17 protein-coding genes are annotated in these 12901 nt (G+C 39.3%); 10 read left to right on the top strand and 7 right to left on the bottom strand.

Annotation, left to right across the window (positions count from 1 at the left end; all coding sequences use genetic code 11):
- The first annotated feature begins 6 nt into the window (after positions 1 to 6).
- Both TVG_RS05915 and TVG_RS05910 read left to right on the top strand, forming a co-directional pair.
- The gene (locus tag TVG_RS05915) at positions 7 to 357 is read left to right on the top strand and encodes a hypothetical protein (protein ID WP_156769112.1); all 351 of its coding nucleotides are present in this window, start codon (positions 7 to 9) and stop codon (positions 355 to 357) included.
- Complete coding sequence (locus TVG_RS05910; RefSeq protein WP_010917360.1) at positions 354 to 599, top strand: hypothetical protein; 246 nt, start codon at positions 354 to 356, stop codon at positions 597 to 599. Before TVG_RS05915 ends, TVG_RS05910 begins: the two co-directional genes overlap by 4 nt.
- A gap of 3 nt (positions 600 to 602) precedes the next feature.
- On the opposite strand, the gene TVG_RS05905 is transcribed toward TVG_RS05910, so the two are convergent.
- Complete coding sequence (locus TVG_RS05905; RefSeq protein ID WP_010917359.1) at positions 603 to 935, bottom strand: TA0956 family protein; 333 nt, start codon at positions 933 to 935, stop codon at positions 603 to 605.
- An 82-nt stretch (positions 936 to 1017) separates the two neighbouring features.
- Here TVG_RS05905 and hemB point away from each other — a divergent pair, with 82 nt between their 5' ends.
- Both hemB and TVG_RS05895 read left to right on the top strand, forming a co-directional pair.
- Positions 1018 to 1983, top strand: coding sequence for a porphobilinogen synthase (gene hemB / locus TVG_RS05900; RefSeq protein WP_010917358.1), 966 nt, complete (start codon positions 1018 to 1020; stop codon positions 1981 to 1983).
- A gap of 77 nt (positions 1984 to 2060) precedes the next feature.
- Entirely contained in the window at positions 2061 to 2672 is a 612-nt protein-coding gene (locus TVG_RS05895; RefSeq protein WP_010917357.1) for a peroxiredoxin, read from the top strand.
- A gap of 2 nt (positions 2673 to 2674) precedes the next feature.
- On the opposite strand, the gene gvpD is transcribed toward TVG_RS05895, so the two are convergent.
- Positions 2675 to 4102 (bottom strand): gas vesicle protein GvpD P-loop domain-containing protein, encoded by a 1428-nt coding sequence (gene gvpD, locus TVG_RS05890; RefSeq protein WP_010917356.1) that lies wholly within the window; start codon positions 4100 to 4102, stop codon positions 2675 to 2677.
- 266 nt (positions 4103 to 4368) lie between these two features.
- Here gvpD and mdh point away from each other — a divergent pair, with 266 nt between their 5' ends.
- Positions 4369 to 5346: a malate dehydrogenase gene (gene mdh / locus TVG_RS05885; RefSeq protein WP_010917355.1), complete on the top strand. Its 978-nt coding sequence runs from the start codon at positions 4369 to 4371 to the stop codon at positions 5344 to 5346.
- A 242-nt stretch (positions 5347 to 5588) separates the two neighbouring features.
- Here the strand turns inward: mdh and queC are convergent, their stop codons facing one another.
- From queC to TVG_RS05870, 3 genes are read right to left on the bottom strand one after another with little or no spacing between them, the layout of a single operon-like run.
- Positions 5589 to 6314 (bottom strand): 7-cyano-7-deazaguanine synthase QueC, encoded by a 726-nt coding sequence (queC, locus tag TVG_RS05880; RefSeq protein WP_010917354.1) that lies wholly within the window; start codon positions 6312 to 6314, stop codon positions 5589 to 5591.
- A gap of 1 nt (position 6315) precedes the next feature.
- Positions 6316 to 6795, bottom strand: a complete 480-nt coding sequence (locus TVG_RS05875) for a 6-pyruvoyl trahydropterin synthase family protein (RefSeq protein WP_010917353.1) — start codon at positions 6793 to 6795, stop codon at positions 6316 to 6318.
- A gap of 46 nt (positions 6796 to 6841) precedes the next feature.
- On the bottom strand, positions 6842 to 7510 hold the full coding sequence (locus tag TVG_RS05870; protein WP_010917352.1) for a fibrillarin-like rRNA/tRNA 2'-O-methyltransferase: 669 nt from the start codon (positions 7508 to 7510) through the stop codon (positions 6842 to 6844).
- Positions 7511 to 7581: 71 nt separating this feature from the next.
- Between TVG_RS05870 and TVG_RS05865 the strand changes: the two genes are divergently transcribed.
- Both TVG_RS05865 and TVG_RS05860 read left to right on the top strand, forming a co-directional pair.
- Positions 7582 to 8013, top strand: coding sequence for a multiprotein bridging factor aMBF1 (locus tag TVG_RS05865; RefSeq protein ID WP_010917351.1), 432 nt, complete (start codon positions 7582 to 7584; stop codon positions 8011 to 8013).
- 144 nt (positions 8014 to 8157) lie between these two features.
- Entirely contained in the window at positions 8158 to 8445 is a 288-nt protein-coding gene (locus TVG_RS05860; RefSeq protein WP_010917350.1) for a hypothetical protein, read from the top strand.
- A 4-nt stretch (positions 8446 to 8449) separates the two neighbouring features.
- Here the strand turns inward: TVG_RS05860 and TVG_RS05855 are convergent, their stop codons facing one another.
- A complete protein-coding gene (locus tag TVG_RS05855) occupies positions 8450 to 9394 on the bottom strand; it encodes a 3-hydroxyacyl-CoA dehydrogenase family protein (RefSeq protein ID WP_010917349.1) in 945 nt (314 codons plus the stop codon).
- Positions 9395 to 9582: 188 nt separating this feature from the next.
- Here TVG_RS05855 and TVG_RS08920 point away from each other — a divergent pair, with 188 nt between their 5' ends.
- Complete coding sequence (locus TVG_RS08920) at positions 9583 to 9717, top strand: hypothetical protein (protein WP_277770629.1); 135 nt, start codon at positions 9583 to 9585, stop codon at positions 9715 to 9717.
- On the opposite strand, the gene aspS is transcribed toward TVG_RS08920, so the two are convergent.
- The gene (aspS, locus tag TVG_RS05850) at positions 9682 to 10968 is read right to left on the bottom strand and encodes an aspartate--tRNA(Asn) ligase (protein ID WP_010917348.1); all 1287 of its coding nucleotides are present in this window, start codon (positions 10966 to 10968) and stop codon (positions 9682 to 9684) included. The genes TVG_RS08920 and aspS overlap by 36 nt on opposite strands.
- A 384-nt stretch (positions 10969 to 11352) precedes the next feature.
- On the opposite strand from aspS, the gene TVG_RS05845 reads away from it, so the two are divergent.
- Positions 11353 to 12294, top strand: coding sequence for a transcription initiation factor IIB (locus TVG_RS05845; RefSeq protein ID WP_010917347.1), 942 nt, complete (start codon positions 11353 to 11355; stop codon positions 12292 to 12294).
- The gene (locus tag TVG_RS05840) at positions 12291 to 12899 is read left to right on the top strand and encodes a GMP synthase subunit A (RefSeq protein WP_010917346.1); all 609 of its coding nucleotides are present in this window, start codon (positions 12291 to 12293) and stop codon (positions 12897 to 12899) included. The genes TVG_RS05845 and TVG_RS05840 overlap by 4 nt, the downstream gene beginning before the upstream one ends.
- The last annotated feature ends 2 nt before the right edge of the window (positions 12900 to 12901 follow it).

The following is a 12901-nucleotide window of genomic DNA, read 5'->3' as shown; positions in this document are numbered from 1 at the left end:
TGATAGTTGAATGGAGATCTTAACATGGATGTTGTAAGGAGTGCACTGCTTGCTGGTGAAATCGATGATGCATATAAAGTGGTGTTCAATGCAGTTCGAAGGTTAGACCTGTACAGAAGATCGACAGGAGATAGGCGTTACGATGTATACTTTAATTTTCTCACCTTGCTGCAGGATGTTCTCGAGGGGAAAAAGGGGTGGAAGTCCATTTCGGATTACATAAGAGATAATCCAGACATTTCAAAATACGTTGATAGTAATTTTCTAAGCAGTTTCCCATATTATCTTTTCTATTCCGTGGATAGATATAACGTTAGGTTCCCGTATTTTGATGGAAAGAGGTGCGATGATAGATGAGCTTTGAAGAATGCTTTAACAAAGTAGAGGATGAAGAGGAGGCAGCGGAATGCATTCATTGCTTAAAAAAATACGGAGAACAGATAATGTTCGATGAAGATCATGGCAGGCTGGTTCTGGGGAGAGAAATATACGATGGCCGCTTTAAGGGCCAAATGGAAAATCTGACTAAACTACTTGGCATAAGAAACAGGAAAGATTACGAATACGTTGACAAAAAATACAATTTGACTATGTACTGATCTTTAGAGATCGGCTTCCACGCTATACCCAGAGTCCCTATATGGCTTGATGATCTCCCTTATTTTTTCTTTGACATTTTCGTCTATATCTGAAAACGATACTGACATCATCTTTTTAGCTGAGTTAATAACTACAAACCCAACTGTTTTATCCTCAGGCCTTATCTCATCAGTTCTGGCGTACCTTGATATAAAATCCATCAGTTCATCTTGATCTTGATCCTCAAGTACACCTAAGAGCTCTGCAAAGGAGTCAAGGAATTTGTCCATAACTACGCATATGGTTGTCGGATGCAGATTTTCTATGGATATATTATACATAGCACATAGTTCCATATTTCCACAATACAAACACGCATAATTGCTTAACGATGTGTGCAGAGCAACATATCTTTATTCTTCGAGCTAATAACTGTCTATGTATCCAATCGTCAGAATGAGGCGATACAGAAAAGATCAAAACCTTAGGGACTTTATTAGTGAGATCCGAGTAAGTATTGATAAGCTTATCATGCCTATATTCATAGATGAGAATATTAAAGAGAAGACACAGATCAGTTCGATGCCTGGGATTTTCAGATACCCAATCAGCCAGCTCGAAGACTATGTAAAGCATCTTGAAGACATAGGCATAAAATCAGTACTTTTATTTGGGATACCGAAGTACAAAGACAGCTTTGGTTCTTCAGCTTACGATAAGAACAGCATAATTCAGAGGTCAATATCTCTCATAAAGGAGACAACTGACATAGTAACCATAGCTGATCTGTGCTTGTGCGAATATACGGATACTGGCCAGTGCGGCCTGATCAGCAATGATTATGTGGATAATGACAAGACTCTAGAAGTCTACAGGAAGATCGCTGTAAGCTACGCCGAAGCCGGAGTCGATATTGTTGCCCCCAGCGGGATGATGGATGGCCAAGTTAAGGCGATAAGAGAGGCTCTAGACTCTTCTGGTTACGTCAACACAATGATTATGGCTTATAGTTCAAAGTTCTCTTCTAATCTTTATGGTCCGTTTAGGGAGGCGGCTGAGTCTGCCCCGAAAGTGGGGGATCGAAAGAGTTATCAATTGGATTACCGCAACGGGAAGGAAGCTATTAGAGAGATAGAGCTAGACATAGATGAAGGTGCAGATATAGTGATGGTAAAGCCTGCTATATTTTATCTAGATATAATAAGGTCCGCCAGGGATAGGTTTAATTTGCCACTGGCAGCCTACAGCGTGAGTGGGGAGTATAGCATGATAGTGAACGCTGTCAATCAAGGGCTTATAGGCGAAGATTCAGTAAACGAAGCTTTAACTGCTGTATTCAGGGCTGGTGCCGACATTGTCATTACGTATTTTGCAGAACGCCTCGCCGAGTCGAGAAAGGCGTAATAGATTTTCTGTGTTTAGCGATGCACATTTCAATAGGCTTAAATATCCCTCTAATATTTTTAATTTGGTGATTAAAAATGCCAGTTGTATTGGGACAAAAAGCTCCAGACTTTACAGTGAACACCTCTAAGGGACCGATAACCCTGTCTAACTACAGGGGGAAATGGGTTCTGCTCTTTTCGCATCCGGGCGATTTTACGCCGGTATGCACTACAGAGTTTATTGCGTTTACTGAGAGATATGAAGATTTTCAGAAACTAGGAGTTGAATTGATAGGACTAAGTATTGATAGTGTCTTTAGTCACATAGCTTGGATAAGGGACATTAAGGAGCACTTTGGGATCGATATACCGTTTCCAATAATTGCAGATATAGATAAGGAGGTTGCAAGGGAATACAACCTTATAGATGAAAAATCAGGTGCAACTGTGAGAGGAGTCTTCATCATTGATCCGAACCAGATAGTTAGGTGGATGATCTATTATCCAGCTGAGACAGGCAGAAACATAGAAGAAATAATACGTGTCATAAAGGCTCTTCAGTTCAACTGGGACAGGAAGCTCGCTACTCCTGCAAACTGGCAGCCAGGACAAGAAGGCATTGAGCCTGCGCCTACCACTGTAGATTCAAGCTTCAAGAGGGATAATGAGCAGGGAGTTAAGACCTGGTATCTAAAGTTTGTAAAATAAATTTATTCGATTTCTACAAATTTTATTTTTGGCCATTGATTTTGATCACGAACTAGTTGTACAAGAAATGATGAAGTTTTATTTGATGATACGGCGGCATACCCATTAACTGAAAACAGATCAAGGGAAAGATGTGATGCTGTAAACATCTTAGAGTATGTATCATCATCTGCTACGAAGAATATAACTCCGCTGGTCCTTATGTCATCAACAACTTCAACTATTTGGTTCAGGAAATTAAATCCATAAACTAAAAAGAGGTAATCCGAGGAGAAGAAATACACGTAAGGGCCTTTCGATTGTGCGAGCTTCCCCTCGATTATTTCTCTATTTAAGTCATCCTTAATCCTTTCTCCCTTTAGCGATATTACGTAAGGATTGATAAGGTCGGATTTTGATGCTGTTATATAGTTATTTAGATATTTTCCTCCAAGTGCTTTTAGCAGAACTGTATAAGTTTCATAGCCACTGGCGGTCATGTCGATGACTCCTCTGCCGTGAACTATATTATTTATTATTAGGTTGGTCTTAAACAGGTTTATGAAATCGTTTATTGCCGGGCTTCTGTCCTTAACGTGAAGCAAAACTATAGAGCCACCTGGGATGCTGTCAGTACCTTCTGCGGTTATTTTGCCGTATTCCCTATCACCCATTGATACCTGGAACTCCATAGATTCATCGTTGCCTGGATCAAGTTCTATTCTCTTCTCCGGAAATACTAGAGTATTTCGAGTTACTGAACGAAATCTACCATCTGCTAGAGAAAACATGTAGGTAGGGGATGGGCCCACAGAAATCCCCCTCATTTTCTCAAGTGTGAGAGACCGGACAAGCATATCATTCTTAACATTGTAGTCTAAGGTAACTACACCATCCGCAAAATATTCAAGGCGTTCGTTTTGTCGAGCTTCCAGTATAGTTATTAAATGTGCTCCGGAACCCTCAACGAGATCGTTCTTTAGCATGAGAAATAGGTAATCTTCTGGAATATCATACTCTTCAGCCAAAGCATCAATTGAATCTAGAGCTATTATAGGGCTCTCTCCAAAATGATTATCTACAAATTCATATAATGCCTGTATTATTGGAACTATTTTGCTTGTCTCAACGATCAATCCGTCTCTAAGGGCATCTCCGAACTTTCCTTCTTCAACCATCTTCTCAAAGTTCCTAAGGGCAGATGTCTTTACTTTTTCAACTGATCCCTTAATTTCATATTCATTCTTAATCCACGGATACGTTTCTAGAATGGATGCATCTGAGGATCTCGAGGATATATAGTATACGGGATGATGATCTCTGACAGCGTTCAGAAAGTCGAGGGTGAATGTGGTTTTTCCTGATCCTGGTCTTCCCTTTATCACTAGTGATTTGCCGAATTTCTGATCGAAAAATCTCTCGAATGCGTACATGATCGGATCTGTTTCCACCGTAGATTCAACCCCCCATCTTCTGCTTATAATAATGCTAAGTTTTTTCTATATATTAATCTATTTACGAATGGTTAAAGTTTTCTATTAAAACTTTTTGTTTCTCTCTTAACGGAGAAATAATTCAAGGTATATTAAGGAAGATTTTTTATAGACCAAGAAAGTATAGAGGAAGCATAGGCGGGTAGTCGAAAATTATTCGTATAGCTATTGTCTAAAAATGTGAACCTTAGATTAGTTTTTTAATAACAAAGTGATATACATATATGGCAAGAAAAAAGATTTCTGTAATAGGCGCCGGCAATGTAGGCGCAACAGTTGCCCAGTTTTTAGCAACAAAAGAGCTTGGCGATGTATACTTATTCGATGTTGTTGATGGGATTCCAGAAGGAAAAGCTCTAGATATTCAGGAAGGAGCACCACACTGGGGATATGATCTTGACGTTGTAGGCTTTAGTACATCAGATTCCTCGAATTACAAAAATATGGAGGGATCAGACGTTATAGTAGTAACTGCCGGAATGGCAAGAAAACCAGGAATGAGCAGAGAGGACCTATTTGACAAAAATGTAGAGATAATTGCAGATGTATCTAAGAACATAAAGAAGTATTCACCTGATTCTATAATAGTTGTTGTTTCTAACCCTGCCGACATAATGGCATATGCCCTTCAGAAGATTTCCGGTGTTGATCCGCAAAGAATAATGGGTTTAGGCGGTTCATTGGATAGTTCCAGGTTCAGGACATTTCTTGCTAAGGAGCTCGACGTTTCAGTAGAAGACGTAAACGCTTTTGTTATTGGAGGCCACGGAGATGATATGGTGCCATTTATAAGGTACTCTAGCGTTGCTGGAATTCCAATAGAGAAGCTGCTTCCCAAAGAAAAGATAGACGCAATCGTAAAGAGGACCAGGTTTGGCGGTGGGGAAATAGTGAATTACCTCAAGGCAGGAAGTGCTTACTATGCGCCTGGGATATCCATAACGGCTATGGTTGAATCCGTCATCAAGGATAAGAAGAGAGTCATACCATGCGCAGCCTATATAACGGGAAAACATGCTGAGCACTACGGAATAAACAACAAGTTCATAGGTGTTCCAATTAAAATCGGTGAAAGAGGAGTTGAAGAGATCTACGACATAGACTTCCTGCCAGAGGAGCTTGAACTCTGGAAGAAGAGTGTGGCCTCTGTTGAGGCAAGCTCGAAGAATGTTGACGAGTGGTTGAAGAAGCATCCCCAGTAGGGGTTTAATTTTTTATATTTAATATATTTATTGTTTTTCTATTACTGATAGAAAATTCATAATCATTACAACGGATTCTAACTGTCTAAAATGAATAGTTTAACTTCGTTTTGCGTCATCGCAATAAAAATTAGCCAATACATCTTAATTCCGTATAAGTAGATCACACGAATACGCTATAAAAGGCCTAAATCATGTTTAAAATATAGATGAGAACTTAGAATCAAATTTTGGTATGCGATTCATCTTCTCTTTAAGGGTCGGAGTTTTACTAAGTTTTTGCTGTAAAATTCCGGATATTTTGAATATTTCAGCGGATCAGCAAATCCAGCTTCCATGAACCCTTTTAACCTTAGCTGGCAGGAATCGCATTCGCCGCATGCTTCTTCTTCACCTTTATAACATGACCATGTAAGTTCGTAGGGTACATTTAACTTTACACCTAACTTAACTATATCTGCTTTGCTTAGGTATTGCAGTGGAACGTTAATATGAAATTTTTCTTTCAACCCTATCTTAGTTCCCAATGATAATGCATTTTCCATAGCGTTAAAATACTCTGGCCTGCAGTCTGGATATCCTGAATAGTCTATAGCATTGGCACCTATGAAAACCTCATTTGTTCCTAGGGATTCTGCGTAAGCAGCAGCTATGGATAAGAATATTGTATTTCTGGCTGGAACGTACGTGACTGGTATTTCCTCCTCAATGGTCGATATGTCCCTGGACGGCACCTCAATATTGTCGGTCAAGGCGCTCTTGCCTATTGATCTTAAGTCTACCTTTACTATCTTCCTATCCACGTTGTAAAACTTTGATATCGCTTCGCTGCTCTTCATCTCCTTTAAATGCCTCTGGCCATAGTCAAATGATATAGCGTACACCTCAAAGCCCTTATTTAAGGCATAGGCAAGAACCGTCGATGAATCTAAGCCGCCTGATAACAAAACGACAGCTTTTTTCGGCATTTCAATCCCTCCTCATGTCTACGCTGTAAAAAACACCTTGGCCAGGCCCCTCCTCAACAGATACCTCAATGCTTCTAAGGTTTTTCCTCTTTCCGATCTTTGCCCCAACCTTTTCTGCAACAAATCTAGATAATTCTTCACTGGTAGTATTATATACATCGCAGATATAAACATATTCGGCTGGTATTATCATCCTTTTATCGTTGTATGAAATTTCGTATTCATTTGTGCTCTCATTATATTTAGCAATGTTAGCTTTGCCCGGCACTAGGAGCTTGTGATCCATCTCGTTTATTACGGATCTTATTGCGTTTTTGAGCTCTATAAAGTCTATTAGCATGCCGTCCTGCATTTCTCCGTCAACGTTAATTATTATCCCGTAGTCGTGGCCATGCAACCTTGAACACTTGTAGTGCGATGGGATGAAATGGGCTGCTGAAAACCTCATATTGGTATACCAACCGTTTACAGTGAGCTTCATAGTGCCTAATAACTTGGGAATATTATTACTTAACCTTTGTTTAGCATTATGTATCGAGAGTTATAAGGTAATGATCCGTATCGTACGGCTTAAGATTAATAACTTCTTTAAGGTGGTATACACTCAATTGATCCATAGCCGTGTTTAGTATGCTCCTAGAGTCTTCAGTCGACTTCACGGATCTTATTTTGAGCACTAGGAAACCACGTTTTGGATTAAACGTATTGACATTATTTTTGAATATTTGGATTTGGTTTCTCTGGGATATGTCCTGGTACATTACATCAACGTGCTCAATAAAGAACGAGTATTTTTCGGGGGAGTTGGCATCTTCAAGTATTGGGTATAGATTATTCCTCTTCTTTGCAAGATCTAGCAGTTTTGAAAAAGGTTCATAGGAGACTTCTACTCCGTAAATTGTGCCTGCTGGGCATATATCAGATATGTGGCTTATTGTCGTACCAGTAGAAGCTCCAAGATAGAGCACAGAATCATTTTCCCTAATTGGGAATCTCCTCAGGCCATTTAGTATGGCCGCTGCGGGCTTGCTTCTCCTTGGGTCCCACTCTCTGTAAGTCCGATTGTTAATTTTTGTAATCTCTTCTCCATATACCCTTTGCGGGGTTTCCGTCTCTGTATACACTGAATTCCGAATTCTAATTATGCGCTTGTTTTCAAAGGGGAGCAATAGGCCCGGTCTATCTCCTTTTGACATATATGATTCTCTACTAACTTAAAGCAGAAACGCAGATAAAGATTATCTATCGAATTGGTATATGTTTTTATATGGAATGTGAAATGTGCGGTAAGAAGACCCAGCATACTACAAAGGTCATGATAGACGGTGCAATTTTGAATGTTTGTGATGATTGTGCTAAATTTGGCACTCCAGTTATCGAACACAATAATTTTAAGCGTGTGGAGTCAGTAAAAGTAACATTGCCAGAACCAGCTACAAGAGTGCCAGATACACATCCAGCTAAGAATGCGGTTAAGAAAAAGATAAGTGAAGAAGACTTGGATATTGTAGAAGATTATCCAGAAATAGTCAAGAATGCCAGAGAAAAGCTAGGAATGTCTCAGGCAGACCTTGCGGCTAGGATCTTTGAACGAAAAAATGTAATAGCGAGTATTGAGCGGGGTGATTTGCTCCCAGACATAAAGACCGCAAGAAAGCTTGAGAAAATACTGGGAATTACACTACTCGAAAAAGCATAAGAATAAACTAAAATTGCTACATATGCATGTCTGGCTCTTGCAAGAGCCTTTCCAATATGTTATTATTTACATCAAACGATTTTAACTTAGTATGCAGGAAAAGCTTATATAACTGTCTTTTTTATTAGAAATTGGGTAAGCAACTTGAAAATAGAAATAGGGCAACGAATAGACGTTGAAGTAGATAGGGAGGATGTAGAGCGAGTCTCAAGGGGCTCTATAATAGCCGTATGGTACAACAGGGGTGTACCAATCTATGTGGAGCTGTTTGTTAATAAGACCCTTATCTCCGAGATACGGAAGATGTTTAACAACAATAATAGAAAGTCTGCCCTAGTTTCTATTACAAGAATCTCGAAGTCAAAGTACGTGGTTGAACCGACCGTTGTCGTGCTCAACAGGCAGCGTACCGATCTCACCCCAATAAAATAATTTTTTAATATTTATAAAAGCCTTCCTTTGTTTTCCTTCCTAGTTTGCCTGCTTCCGACATTCTTCTTATCAGTTGGCTTGTCTTATACTGATCTCCATAAGTTTTTTCGAACACGTTCATAACGTCTTTTACAACGTCAATGCCTATCATATCGGCTAGTTCGAACGGTCCCATTGGGAAGCCAGCTCCCTTCTTCATAGCAATATCAATATCCTTCTCTGTGGCTATGCCATAATCCAGCATTTTTGAAGCCTCATTTATAAATGGAATCAGTAGTCTATTAACTATGAAGCCTTCTCTCTCCTTTGCAAGCACAGGAACCATATTTTCTCTATGATTCTTCATTCCGTGGAGCAGATCCATAACAGCGGTTAGGGTTTCGTTGCTGGTGAAAAGGGAAGGTACAACCTCCACTAAGGGGAGCAGATAGGGTGGGTTGAAAAAATGCATGATGATGCCATTTTCAGGTTTTTTGAGGTTTTTAGACATCTCTGTTATGCTTAATGAAGAGGTATTTGATGCAATTATCGCATTATTTGAAAAATCACTTAATTCCCTGAATATTTGGTTTTTAACTGCCTGGTCTTCAAATGCAGCTTCTATTATAAGATCACAATCCGACATTTCGTCGTTTTTAGATGTGACGATGATCCTCTCTTCAACTTCCTTTACAGGAACATTAACGGAAAGTGATTTTGTTATAGAGGACTTTTGTTCTTCGGTAAGTTTAATTCCATATCCTTCTATTTTTGTGATTTCTTTTTTAACCTTTTCATTGGAAATTTTTTCATATCCTTCTATGATCCTTTTGGCGTTTTCCCTTCCCCTTTCAGCCAATTCAATAGTTTGGTCCTTGAGGATGACATTGTATCCATTATATGCAAAGACTTCGGCTATGGCAGAACCCATGGTGCCAGCGCCTACAATACCAACTTTCTTTATGCTCATATTCTGGTATTGCTTCAGAAAATTAATATTTGTGCAGAAGGCAAAATATACCCATATCTACAAGTTTCTTAATGAAGTATCTAGCTATTTAAGAAGTATATAGACATTATTTGTGCATAAGACGAAAAGTAATTTCTGTCATAAGAAAAATTAATATAGGAGTATTTAGTAATAATTATTGGCTAGCGATGAGCTCAAAGAAGCTGAACGACATCTTAAAGGACGAAATTGGCTCGTCCGATGACATGGATAGGTTAGTCTTTGACGAAGATAGGAAAGATAGGAGATCAAGGAATAATGCGGGTTCTATCCCTAGGAAATAAGGTGGTTTCCCTTATATTGTTTAAGCCAAGAACAATCATGGTGAGTCTTTCAAGGCCGAGCCCCCAGCCAGCATGTGGGGGCATACCGTATTTAAAAGCTTGAATGTAGAATTTAAATGAATCAATATTCAATTTTTTTTCGTTAAATCTTTTTAATAATAAGTCTGGATCGTGTACCCTTTGCGCGCCTGAAGTAACTTCTACTTCTCTGTACTGCAGATCGAATGAATTTGTTATTGTTGGATCGTCTCTATTTGGCATAGTGTAAAAAGGCCTAAGTGATGATGGCCACTCTGTTATAAAGTAGAAATCCTTAAAGTTCCTCCCTATTATCCTAAGTTCCTCGGGAGAAAAGTCATTGCCGAACTGAAATTCAAGGCCTTCCTTCTCAAGAAGCTTTATGCATTCTTTGTAAGTAATTCTTGGGAACGGTATCTCAGGTATACTTATATTTATGCCGTTCTCCTGGAGATCTTTGCCGTTTTCATTAATCATGTTTTCTATCCCGGATTTGACAGCGTTTTCTAGAATACGCATTGCGTCGTTATGATCAGCAAAGCTCATCTCTATATCAATAGATGTGAATTCGTTTAAATGTCTAGTTGTGTTATGTTCTTCGGCCCTAAATGCCGGGCCAACTTCGAACACCTTCTCGAAGCCAGATGACATAAGTATTTCTTTGTATAGTTGTGGGCTTTGATTAAGGTAGGCGTCATTTTCAAAGTATTTTACCGGAAATAGATCTGCTCCTCCTTCTGTTGCTGCTGCAACTATTTTTGGGGTGTGGACCTCTATGAAGCCCTGTGAATGTAGGAATTCCCTTATACCCCAGAGAATGGAACTCTCTGCGTTGAATATTGAACTAACATCTCTTTTCCGCAGGTCTATAAACCTGTTGTTCAACCTAGTCTCTAAATCTGCCTGTACAGGATCTATAACAGGAAGTGGAAGTGGACGTTCTGATCTATTCAATACCTCAACGCTTTCTCCTGATACTTCGAGTCCTGATTTGCTGACGCTTTTCTTATTTATCTTTCCAGATATCTTTAGGACGCTTTCTCTGGGAAGTTCCTTTAATAAATTTACAATATCTGGAGTATTCTTGAAGGTTACTTGAACGGTACCTGTTCTATCCCTCATTATAAGGAAAGATACGTTTTTTAAGAGTTTTAGGTCCTGCAGCCAGCCATATATCTCAACATTATCATTATGGTTAAGTTCTCTTAAAGAACCTATGTAGACTCTGGGCATAAATCCCGATGGCAAGACTGTTATTAAAATATCGCAGCTCATATCTTGGATGCCGTAAAATGTAATTCATCGTAACTACTTTGAATTTCGAATCAAATTTCCGAAATTTGTCTTAGTAACTCTTTTAAAATATGCAATTATTAGTATAGAAATTTGAGAAAAACAAGTTATTTTTATATCGGATTGATCGTATAGTGAAAAGTTAAAATGTATCGAGGCACAAATGTCTGGAACTTATTAATAAAGTTATACATGGTTAATAAAATCAGATTACTTATACAATTGTTAATACAGACTCACAATATAATAGGTTGAAATGAAAAGATGTATATTATCAACGAATAATTAAAAATAAAAAAAGTTTAAATACAGCTTAGAATGTAGATGCCTTATAGTGATAAAATGGCTATAGAAAGCGAAGCACCGAAGCGGTGTCCCGAATGCCATTCGGAACACCTGATAAGGGATTATGAGCATGGTGAACTGATTTGTGCAGATTGCGGGGCTGTGATTGAGGATTCTTTTATAGATCAGGGCCCTGAGTGGAGAGCGTTTGATTCTGATCAGGATGAGAGGCGTGCCAGAACAGGCTCACCGATGACGTACTTGAGCCATGATAAAGGCTTAGCCACTGAAATTTCCTGGTCTAACAAGGACTACTATGGGAAGAGAATACCACATAAGAATCGAGCTCAGATCTACAGGGTAAGGAAATGGCATCAAAGGATAAGGGTGTCCAATGCAGCAGAGAGGAACCTTTCACTTGCATTGCAGCTTCTTAACGACATCGGTGCTAAGCTTGGTATTCCTAAGGATATTAAGGAGACCTCAGCTCTGATTTATAGAAAAGCTGTAGAGAAGAATTTAATTAGGGGAAGGAGTATCGAAAGCATAGTTTGCGCTTCTATTTACGCAGCCTGCAGAAAGGTTAACATTCCGAGGACTCTAGATGAAATAGCGAAGGCATCGGAAGTAAATAAGAAGAAAATAGGAAAGGCGTATAGACATCTAGCAAAGGAACTCGATCTAAACTTAAGGCCGACAACACCCTTCTCATATATAGCTCAATTCTGCAATAAGCTCGATCTGGATAAACAAGCTATTGTCATTAGCGAAGATATTGTAAGGCAGGCCATGTCGATGGGAATCTCGTCTGGAAAAGGGCCCACAGGAATAGCCGCAGCTGCAATTTACATCGCATCCGTCAAGGTCGGAAAGCCTAGGACGCAGAAGGAAATAGCTAGAATATCTGGTGTTACAGAGGTCACTATACGAAATAGGTATAAAGAGATCAGCAAGGCTTTAAACATCTCAATATCGGAATGATTATGAAGATATACGTGGTTGACAACGGCGGCCAATGGACTCACAGGGAATGGAGAGTACTACGTGAACTAGGAGTTGAAACTGAGATAGTACCGAATGACATAGAGTCCCGCAAATTGGATGGCCTTGACGGTCTGGTTTTGTCCGGTGGCGCCCCAAACATTGACGAAGAGATGGATAAGCTCGGTAGTATCGGCGAGTACATAGAGGATCACGATTACCCAGTATTCGGTATTTGCGTAGGTGCTCAGTTTATAGCCCTTCATTACGGTGCACAGGTCGTCAAAGCCAAACATCCGGAATTCGGAAAAACCCTTGTTAAAATATCCGAACCTGCAAATGTGTTAGCTGGCTTGCCTGAGAATATAATAGCGTGGGAGAATCACAACGACGAAATCAAGAACCTTACCTCTGATTTTGTACTCACAGCCTCTTCTGAAACATGCGAAGTGCAGGCATTTTATCATAAGCATAAACCTCTCTACGCCGTTCAATTTCATCCCGAGGTAGAGCACACTCAATTTGGCCGGGAGATTTTCAAAAATTTTATTGCAATTTGCCAGCAGCATAAAGAAAAATTAATTAATAACGTAAACAATAAATAATT

The organism is Thermoplasma volcanium GSS1, assembly GCF_000011185.1.
GTDB lineage: Archaea > Thermoplasmatota > Thermoplasmata > Thermoplasmatales > Thermoplasmataceae > Thermoplasma > Thermoplasma volcanium.
Note: the sequence above shows the minus strand (reverse complement) of the source record. Positions and strands in the feature narration are given on the sequence as shown.